This window comes from Inquilinus sp. (assembly GCF_057815775.1).
Genome location: NZ_JBYRFX010000098.1, coordinates 1 through 8874 on the forward strand (window position 1 = coordinate 1; position 8874 = coordinate 8874).

At 70.1% G+C, this 8874-nt stretch carries 10 protein-coding genes; 4 read left to right on the top strand and 6 right to left on the bottom strand.

The features are described from left to right. Together AC3XYG_RS03525 and murI are read left to right on the top strand one after the other, a co-directional pair. On the top strand, positions 1-1186 hold a 1186-nt coding region (locus tag AC3XYG_RS03525; RefSeq protein WP_489138430.1), incomplete at its 5' end, for an FAD-dependent monooxygenase. A 41-nt stretch (positions 1187-1227) separates the two neighbouring features. Continuing rightward, entirely contained in the window at positions 1228-2178 is a 951-nt protein-coding gene (gene murI / locus AC3XYG_RS03530) for a glutamate racemase (protein ID WP_489138431.1), read from the top strand. Here murI and AC3XYG_RS03535 read toward each other — a convergent pair. After that, a complete protein-coding gene (locus AC3XYG_RS03535) occupies positions 2120-2722 on the bottom strand; it encodes a LysE family translocator (protein WP_489138432.1) in 603 nt (200 codons plus the stop codon). The genes murI and AC3XYG_RS03535 overlap by 59 nt on opposite strands. A 71-nt stretch (positions 2723-2793) precedes the next feature. Between AC3XYG_RS03535 and AC3XYG_RS03540 the strand changes: the two genes are divergently transcribed. Then, positions 2794-3606 carry an AraC family transcriptional regulator gene (locus AC3XYG_RS03540; protein ID WP_489138433.1) on the top strand — a complete coding sequence of 271 codons (813 nt, stop codon included), beginning with the start codon at positions 2794-2796 and terminating at the stop codon, positions 3604-3606. Positions 3607-3758: 152 nt separating this feature from the next. Here AC3XYG_RS03540 and AC3XYG_RS03545 read toward each other — a convergent pair whose 3' ends face one another. From AC3XYG_RS03545 to AC3XYG_RS03555, 3 genes are all read right to left on the bottom strand, one after another. Then, positions 3759-4094 (bottom strand): GIY-YIG nuclease family protein, encoded by a 336-nt coding sequence (locus tag AC3XYG_RS03545; RefSeq protein ID WP_489138434.1) that lies wholly within the window; start codon positions 4092-4094, stop codon positions 3759-3761. 93 nt (positions 4095-4187) lie between these two features. Further along, positions 4188-5087 carry an SDR family oxidoreductase gene (locus tag AC3XYG_RS03550; RefSeq protein ID WP_489138435.1) on the bottom strand — a complete coding sequence of 300 codons (900 nt, stop codon included), beginning with the start codon at positions 5085-5087 and terminating at the stop codon, positions 4188-4190. A gap of 40 nt (positions 5088-5127) precedes the next feature. Then, positions 5128-5868, bottom strand: a complete 741-nt coding sequence (locus AC3XYG_RS03555; protein ID WP_489138436.1) for an SDR family oxidoreductase — start codon at positions 5866-5868, stop codon at positions 5128-5130. A gap of 111 nt (positions 5869-5979) precedes the next feature. Between AC3XYG_RS03555 and AC3XYG_RS03560 the strand changes: the two genes are divergently transcribed. Continuing rightward, positions 5980-6888 (top strand): LysR family transcriptional regulator, encoded by a 909-nt coding sequence (locus AC3XYG_RS03560; RefSeq protein WP_489138437.1) that lies wholly within the window; start codon positions 5980-5982, stop codon positions 6886-6888. A 107-nt stretch (positions 6889-6995) separates the two neighbouring features. Here AC3XYG_RS03560 and AC3XYG_RS03565 read toward each other — a convergent pair whose 3' ends face one another. Next, positions 6996-8444, bottom strand: coding sequence for a mechanosensitive ion channel family protein (locus tag AC3XYG_RS03565; protein ID WP_489138438.1), 1449 nt, complete (start codon positions 8442-8444; stop codon positions 6996-6998). 104 nt (positions 8445-8548) lie between these two features. Continuing rightward, a partial coding sequence (locus tag AC3XYG_RS03570; protein ID WP_489138439.1) for a hypothetical protein occupies positions 8549-8874 on the bottom strand: 326 nt, incomplete at its 5' end.

The window sequence follows — 8874 nt, forward strand, 5'->3', positions numbered from 1 at the left end:
CCTGATCATCGGCGGCGGCATCGCCGGCCCGGCCCTGGCCCTGTTCCTGAAGAAGGCCGGCATCGCCGCCACCCTGCACGAGGCCTATCCGCACTGTGCCGACATCGGCGGCGGGCTGCAGGTGGCCCCGAACGGCATGGCCGTGCTGGAGCAATTGGGCCTGGCCGAAGCCGTGGCCGCGGCCGGCACGACCTGCACCGCCATGACCTTCCGCGACCGGCATGGCGACGCTTTCGCCACCCTGCCGGTCGGGTCGCCGTCGCGGCCGGCGGTGACGCTGAAGCGCGCGCAACTGCACCGGATCCTGCTCGAAGCCGCAGATCGCGAAGGCATCCCGATCGCCTATGGCCGGCGCCTGGCCGCGATCGAGGAGGATGCGGACGGCATCACCGCCCGCTTCACCGACGGCACCACCGCGCATGGCGACCTGCTGGTCGGCGCTGACGGCATCCATTCGCAGACCCGGCGGCTGGTCCTGCCGGACGCCCCGTCCCCCGCCTTCACCGGGCTGGTCGGCATCGGCGGCTTCGTGCCGCACGCCCTGTGGCCGGCCCGGGCGCCGGAACACAGCATGACGCTGTGCTTCGGCCCGCCCGGCGCCTTCCTCGGCTACGGCCTTGCCGGCCGGTCCGAGCCGGATACGCTGATGTGGTGGAGCACGATCGAACGCGACCGGCCGCTCGACGCCGAGTCGCGGGCGGCGCTGACGCCGGCGGCGGTGCGCCGGCATGTGCTGGAGGCGGGCGACGGCTGGTTCGAACCGGTGCCCGGCATCCTGGACGCGGCGGCGGAGATGGTCGCCCCGATCGACATCTTCGACATGCCCAGCCTGCCGCGCTGGTGGCACGGCCGGGCCGTGCTGGTGGGCGATGCGGCCCATGCGGTCACCCCGCATTCCGGCCAGGGCGTTTCGCTGGCGCTGGAGGATGCGATCTGCCTGGCGAAGCGGCTGCGCGGCCTGCCGGCCGGCACCGGTGCTGCGACCTGGGGCCAGGCCTTCGCCGGCTTCGAGCAGGACCGGCGGGGCCGGACCGAACGGATCTGCGCCCTGGGGCGGCGCAACGGCGACACCAAGAAACGCGGCGGCCTGGACTGGCTGCAGCGCCGGCTGATGCCCCTGTTCCTGCGGCTGATGGCGTATGAGCAGCGCCGGATCCAGCGCTATCGCGTGCGCTGGGAAGGGTGACGGGCCGCACCGTCGGCCCGCGCAACAATCTTGAGAATGCCGTGAAGATCCGCTACCGCCAGACAGGGATCACGGGGACGCGGATGATCGGGGTTTTCGATTCGGGGACGGGCGGGCTGACCGTGCTGCAGGCGCTGACGCGGCATCTGCCGCAGCAGCACTTCGCCTATCTCGGCGACCACCGCCACGCCCCCTATGGCAACCGCGAGCCGGAGGAGATCTATCGCCTGACCGTGGCGGCGGTGGAGCAGTTGTTCGGGCTGGGCTGCCGGCTGGTGGTCCTGGCCTGCAACACCGCCGCCGCCAACGGGCTGCGCCGGCTACAGCAGGGCTGGCTGCCGGACCACTATCCCGACCGGCGGGTGATCGGCGTGCTGGTGCCGATGGTGGAGGCGATCACCGGCGTGCCGTGGATGGCCGATATCCGCACCGGCCGGCATCGCGGCAAGCCGCGCACCGTCGCCATTTTCGCCACCCGCCACACCGTGCGCAGCGGCGCCTTCGTCGAGGAGATCGGCAAGCGGGCGCCTGAAGTGACGGTGGTGCAGCAGGCCTGCCCGATGCTGGTGACGCTGATCGAACAGGCGGCGCCGGAGGCCGTACTGCGCCGGGCGGTGCGGCGCTATGCGGCGCTGCTGATGCGGCAGCTGGGGGGCGTGGCGCCGGATGCGGTGATCCTGGGCTGCACCCATTACCCGCTGATATCCGGGCTGTTCGCAGAGGCGCTGCCGCCCGATGTGGAGGTGCTGTCCCAGCCCGACATCACCGCGCGCAGCCTGGCCGCCTATCTCGGGCGCCACCCGGAATTCGACACCGCTGACGGCGCGCTGTCCCAGCCGCGGTTCTTCACCACCGGCGACGCGGCCCAGGTTTCCACCCTCGCCACCCGGTTCTATGGCCGCCCGGCCGTGTTCGGCCCGATCGACGCAGCACTCAATGAAGCAGTGCCAGGACCGCCGTCGCCAGCAGGATCGCCGCGAACAGCAGGTTGACCACCCGCGACACCGCCGGCCGCTGCAGCAGCCGGGCGAAGGCGCTGCCGGCGACCAGCCAGGCGAAGTGGATCAACACGATCATCCCCGCCAGCACCGCAATCTTGGCCAGCGAATCCGCCAACCGCGACTCGGCGAGCGAGGTGCCGGTGAACACTGCCGCGATGGCCAGATAGGCCTTGGGATTGGCCACCGCGAGCAGGAAGCCGCCAACGAGCCGGGGTGGCCGCGCGTCCCCGCCGGGCGCAGACAGCGGCGGCGCCGTCGCGATCCGGAAGGCGAGATAGGCGACATAGGCCACGGACAGGCCGAGCAGGACCGGGGCGAGGCGCGGCTGCGACAGCAGGATCGACACCAGCCCCACGGCGATCGCCACCAGCACGGCGCCGGTGCCGAGGATGAGGCCCGCCACATAGGGCAGGGAGCGCCGGAAGCCATAGGCGGCACCGACGGCGGTGACGCTGATGGTCGACGGGCCGGGGCTGCCCATCACCACCAGGGCCGCCAGCACCGGAGGCCAAGCGCCGGAAAGCTGCTGATCCATCGCCGAAACCCCTGTAGCGTTGCCCGATGGGCAGTCAGCTACAGGACCATGGCCCGGCCGGTCTTGAAGGCTTGTGCCAAGACGGTCGCGCCAAAGGGGCGTCGATCCGAATCGGGCGCGGCGCCGCCGGCATCGAGCGGGCCGAGGCCCGCTTCGGCGGCCGGGCCTTTTCGCCCCATCGCCACGACACCTATGCGCTCGGCGTCACCGTCGTCGGCCTCCAGACCTTCCGCTACCGCGGCGAGCAGCGGTATTGCGCCCCTGGAGAGGCCCATATCCTGCACCCGGACGAGGTCCATGACGGGGCGTCGGCCACCGAGGCCGGATTCGGCTATCGCATCCTCTATCTCGATCCGGCGCTGGTGCAGCGGGCGCTTGGCGGGCGGCCGCTGCCTTTCGTGGCCGACCCGGTGGTCCGGCGCCCCGAGCTGGTGTCGGAGCTGACGGCCTGGCTGGGCGATTTGGACGACCCGGTCGGCGAGGTCGAGGCGGTCGAGATCGTGGCCGCCGCGGCCGCAGTGCTAGAAACTCTCGCCGGACCGGTCCCCGGATCGCCGGCGCCGCTGCGCCTGCCGTCCCTGCTGCGGGTGCGGGAGCGGATTGCCGCCAGCCCGGCCACGCCGCTGTCCGTGGCCGAGTTCGAGGCTGTCGCCGACCTCGACCGCTGGACCATCGCCCGCCAGTTCCGCGCCGCCTTCGGCACCAGCCCCAGCCGCTTCCGCACCATGCGCCAGCTGGACCGCGCCCGCCGGCTGATCCGCCAGGGCACGACGCTGTCCGAAGCCGCGCTGGAGGCGGGGTTCGCCGACCAGAGCCACATGTCCCGGCTGTTCAAGCGGGCCTATGGCCTGACGCCGGGGCAATGGGCGGCTGCGCTGGGCTAGGAGCCCTCAGAGGCTGTTTGGAAATGCGCTGGCGAGAGTCGAATGGCGGTGGTTTCGAGAACCGGCTCGCAGCGGACGTTTGGGTCCGTGAGCACCGGAAGCGGAGAAACCGCCGTCAGGCGGCCGCGCCAGGTGCATTACCAAACGGGCTCTCAGATCGCCTCGGCGCCCAGCGTCGTGCACCAATGGGCCAGCCGGTCCTTCAGGATGCGGTCGCGGACATAGCCGATCGATTCGTCCTCGATCCGCTCGACCGCCTCGAAGCTGAAATTGTCGACGCCATGGACCTGCCAGGCCGCCTGCAGCGTCGGGTGCGGATTGGTGCCCTGGCGCAGCGTGAACCACAGCCGGTTCTGGATGGTGCCCAGGTCCGGCGCCCGCCCGGCCCAGCATTGGCCGCTGGCCTGGCAGCGCACGGCATAGATGCCGGCGGCGGTCTTGCGCTCCTTCCAATCGGCGGTCGCCGCCTTCCTGTCCTCGGCTTTCATCCTGCGCTCCCGGTGTGATCGGGATCTCAATAACACCCGGGTCAAATCTTCTCAAGAAATTTAACCCGGGTGTTATTGGGAGCACTGCAGGGATCAGCCGACCGTCCTGGCCTTCAGGATGTCTTCGAGCCCGATCCGCCGCAGCAGCTCGGCCCGCACCCGGTCGGCGACGCCGTTGACGATCTCGGCGCCATCCTCGGACGGGTCGATATGGACCCGGAACGGGCGCTTGCCGAACGGGGTGTCGACCACCGTGACGATCGCATTGGCCACCGCCTGCGGGTCAGCATCGGCCGGCTCCAGCGATGCCAGGCCCTTGAACGCGACCTCACTGAAATCGGCGGTCGGGCCATTGTCGTATTCCGCGGCCCGCGCCGTGTCGGCAGGCTTGCCGGAATGGGCGAAATGGTTGGTGCCCTTGGTGAAGGCGCCCGGCACGATGATCGAGGTCTCGACGCCCCAGCGGGCAAGTTCGCCGGCATAGCTGACCGCCAGCGCGTCCATGCCGGCCTTGGCGGCGAAATACGGCGCCAGATAGGGCGGGGTGCCGCCGCGGCAGCTGCTGGAGGAGACCCAGACCAGCAGGCCCTTGCCCTGCTTGCGCAGCTGCGGCAGCGCCGCGCGGTTCACCCGCTGGGTGCTGAGCACGTTGATGTCGTAGAGCTGGGCAAACTGCTCCGGCGTGAACGCCTCGGCCGGGCCGTAGGACATGTGGCCGGCATTGTGGACGACGACGTCGAGCCGGCCGGTCTCGGCTATGATCCGGGCGATCCCGGCATCGACCGAAGGCTGCGAGACGACGTCCAGCTCGACCGTGCGCAGGTCGATGCCCTGCTCTTTGGATTCGGCCTGGATCTGGGCGACCAGCGGCGCGTTGCGCCCCTCGGTCTCACGCATGCTGGCATAGACGATGTGGCCGGCCTTGGCCAAAGCGCGGGCGGCCATCAGGCCGAAGCCGCTCGACGCGCCGGTGACGACGATGACGTTGCTCATGGGGCTCTCCGCAGAGTGAGGATTGGTGCGATGAGTGAGATCAAACCAAGCCGCCATTGGCGCGCAGCACCTGGCCGTTGACCCAGCCGCCATCCGGGCCGGCCAGGAAGGCGACGACCCCGGCGATGTCCTGCGGCGTGCCCAGCCGCTCCAGCGGGACAGCCTTGGACAGGCGCTCGATCACCTCCGGCGACTTGCCGTTGAAGAACAGGTCGGTGCCGGTCGGCCCCGGGGCCACGGCGTTGACCGTGATCGACCGGCCGCGCATTTCCTTCGCCAAGACCCCGGTGAAGGCTTCGACCGCGGCTTTGGTCGCGGTGTAGATGCCGTAGGTCTCGAACTTGGTGCCGACGACGCTGGTCGACAGGTTGACGATCCGGCCACCGTCACGCAGTCGTTTGGCAGCCTCGCGCAGGGTGTTGAAGGTGCCCTTCAGGTTGACCGCGATCGTCCGGTCGAACGCCGCATCATCGGCGTCGGCGATCCGCGCCAGCGGCATGATGCCGGCATTGTTGACCAGCACGTCGACGCCACCGAAGGCGGTCTCGGCCGCCTCGAACATCCGGGCCACCGCGGCGGCGTCGCTGACGTCGGCCTGGGCCGGGGTGGCGCGGCCGCCCGCCTGTTCGATCTTGCGGGCCAGCGCTTCCGCCGGCTCCGCATTGCCGGAATAGTTGATGACGACGGTGAAGCCATCCGCGGCCAGCCGCTCGGCAATGGCCGCGCCGATGCCGCGGGATGCGCCGGTGACGATCGCCACCTTGTTGGTCTGTTCGGTCATGTCGATCTCTCCAAACCCGACCCGATGTCGGTGAAGAGACGGTAGCCCTTCTCACTTTCCGCATAATCTGCTGTGATCCGGCATCATAATTCGGATATCGGGAACAGTGCCGTGGACAGACTCGATGCGATGCGCCTGTTCACGCGGGTGATGGAACGGCGCAGTTTCTCCCTCGCCGCCCAGGATGTCGGGCTGCCGCGGTCGACCGCGACCGAAGGCATCAAGCAGCTGGAGGCGCGGCTGGGCGTCCGGCTGCTGCAGCGAACCACGCGCCAGGTCGCCCCGACGCTGGACGGCGAGGCCTATTACCGGCGCTGCCTGTCGATCATCGCCGATATCGAGGAGGCGGAATCGGCCTTCACCGGCGCCAAGCCGAAGGGCCTGCTGCGTGTCGACGTGCACGGCACCCTGGCGCGGTACTTCATGCTGCCGGGCCTGCTGCGCTTCCTGGCGCTGTACCCCGACATCCAGCTGCACATCGGCGAAGGCGACCGCTTCGTCGACCTGATCCGCGAGGGCGTCGACTGCGTGCTGCGGGTGGGCCGGCCATCCGACAGCGCCCTGATCGGCCGCCGGATCGCCCTGCTGGAGGAGGCGACCTTCGCCAGCCCCGCCTATCTCGAACGGTTCGGCACGCCGCGCACGCCGGACGAGCTGGCGGGTCACCGCATGGTCGGCTTCCTGTCATCGGCCACCGGCACCGTGATGCCGCTGGAATTCACCGTCAACGGCCTCACCCGGGAGGTGACGCTGCCGATGACGGTGTCGGTGGTCGGGGCCGAGATCTATTCCACCGCCGGCCGGCTCGGCCTCGGCCTGATCCAGACCCCGCGCTACCGGGCCGCGGCCGATCTGGCGGCGGGTGCCCTGGTCGAGGTGCTGGCCGACACGCCGCCCGCCCCCGCCCCGGTCTATGTGCTGTACCCGCACAGCCGGCAGCTGTCGCCGCGCGTCCGGGTGTTCATCGACTGGCTGGCGGCCGAATTCGCCGCCAACGTGCCGCCCCCGGGCGGGGCCTAGAAGCTATTCCGTTCGCTTTGGCTCACTGCACAGCCTCTAGTCGCTTGTTTTGGCAAGCATCTTTATCCGACCGACCGAAGCGGGTCGATCGGATGATGCTCTAGCCGCTACAGCCCGTGCTCGTGGAAATACGCCCGGATCCGGCCCAGCAGCTGGCCGGGCGGAACCGCATGCTGGCCGGCGCTGGCCGCGATGCTGCGGTCGACCAGGGCCTGGCCGCGGCGGGCCGAAGCCTCGAACGCCTGCACCAGCTCGGGCTGCGCCGTCATCAGGGGCGCCAGATGCGCCTTGGTGACCTCGAGCACCAGCGCGTGGGTCAAAGCCCGGACCGAGGCTGCGTGCGGCGCGCCGGTCAGCAGGCCGATCTCGCCGATATAGTCGCCGGGTCCGACCCGGCCGATGGTCGTCGTCGTGGTGCCACTCGCCCGGGACACCTCCAGCACGCCGGTCACGACGACGAACAGCGACCCTTCCGTCGCGCCCTGGGCGAACAGCGTGTCGCCGAGATCCAGCGTCCGCACCGACGCCTGGTGTTCGAGCTCGTCCCGCTGGTCTTCGGACAGGGCGTGGAACAGAGGGATGTCCAGGTGCCGCTTCCGCGGTGCGCCGCCATCGCCGGCTGCACCCTGGCCGGTGGACGCCGCCCCCACGCCGGCCGCATGGAACTGACGCAGCACCTGGGTCAGCAGGGTGCTCTTGGTCTCGCCGAGGACGCCGCTGCTCGCGACCGAGAAATAGACGTCATAGATGTTCCAGCGCTTGCCCACGCTGGCCAGGGCAACACCGGCCGGCGGTGTTGCGAGAATGGTCGGGCACAGCAGGATGGCCTGGCGCACCAGCTCCATCACCCGGGCCGGCGCCACGTCGGCCGGACAGGTCACATGGACGGCATCGTTCCGCTGCTCCGTCGGCACGCTGCGGTTAATGACCCGCGACCGGGTGACGATGCTGTTCGGGATCGAGGCGATGTCGTTGCCGTCGGTCCGGATCCGGACCGACCGCCAGGGGATCTGCACCACCACACCCTCGATGCCGCCTTCGATCCAGATCCGGTCACCGACCGCATAAGGGTGTTCGATGCTGATGGCGATGCCCGCGAACACATCCGCCAGGGTGTTCTGCAGCGCCAGGCCGAGGACGAGGGCGAACACGCCCGAGGTCGCGACCAGGGCCCGGACCGGGAAGCCGAAGACGGTGTTGATGACGGTGAGGGCCGCGGCGAGGTAGATCACCCCCGCCAGCAGATCGGACAGCAATCCGCCTTCGGTCCGGAACCGGCCATGCGGCATCACCGCCCGCACGGCAATGACCAGCAGCCGCGCGGCGAACAGCCACCAGATCGCGGTCAGCGCCTGCTGCCACAGCATCTCTTCGAGGTTCGCATCGGTGAAGACCGGCTGCAGCGGCGAGCCGACGACCCGCGCCAACGCCACCGTCAACCCGGCAAACAGGATCAGCCCGAGCGCCAGCCGCATCCAGACCGGGCGGCCATGCATCAGTCGCCAATCGATGAGGCAGAGCCCCACCAGAATGCTGGCGACGATCTGGCTGGTCATGTTCGCCCCACCATCCGGGAATCAGGCCCCTGGCCGTTGGCGGAACTCTATCACGGCGACCGGCGCCCGCCAGGGACGCCGTCAGTGGCGACAGCGGCGTCCCGTCACCGCGCCCGCTGCGACATCCGCCACATCAGCCGATCGGCCATGCGGTCAGTCAGGAAGCGCTGGATGAATAGGATCACCTTCGCGCCACCGCCGGTCGGGTAGCGCGTGCGCGGCCGCCGGGCCGCCACCGCGCGGCCGATGGTCTCGGCCACCATCTCGGGCGGGGACGGCATGCGCGAGGCCGCCACCCCCTCGAACATCGCGGCGTGGCGGCGGGCATAGGGACCGTAGGCCGTGTCGCCGGACATGCGCAGCATGCTCTCATGGGCGATACCGCCCCATTCGGTGCGGATCGCGCCGGGTTCGATCACGACGACATCGA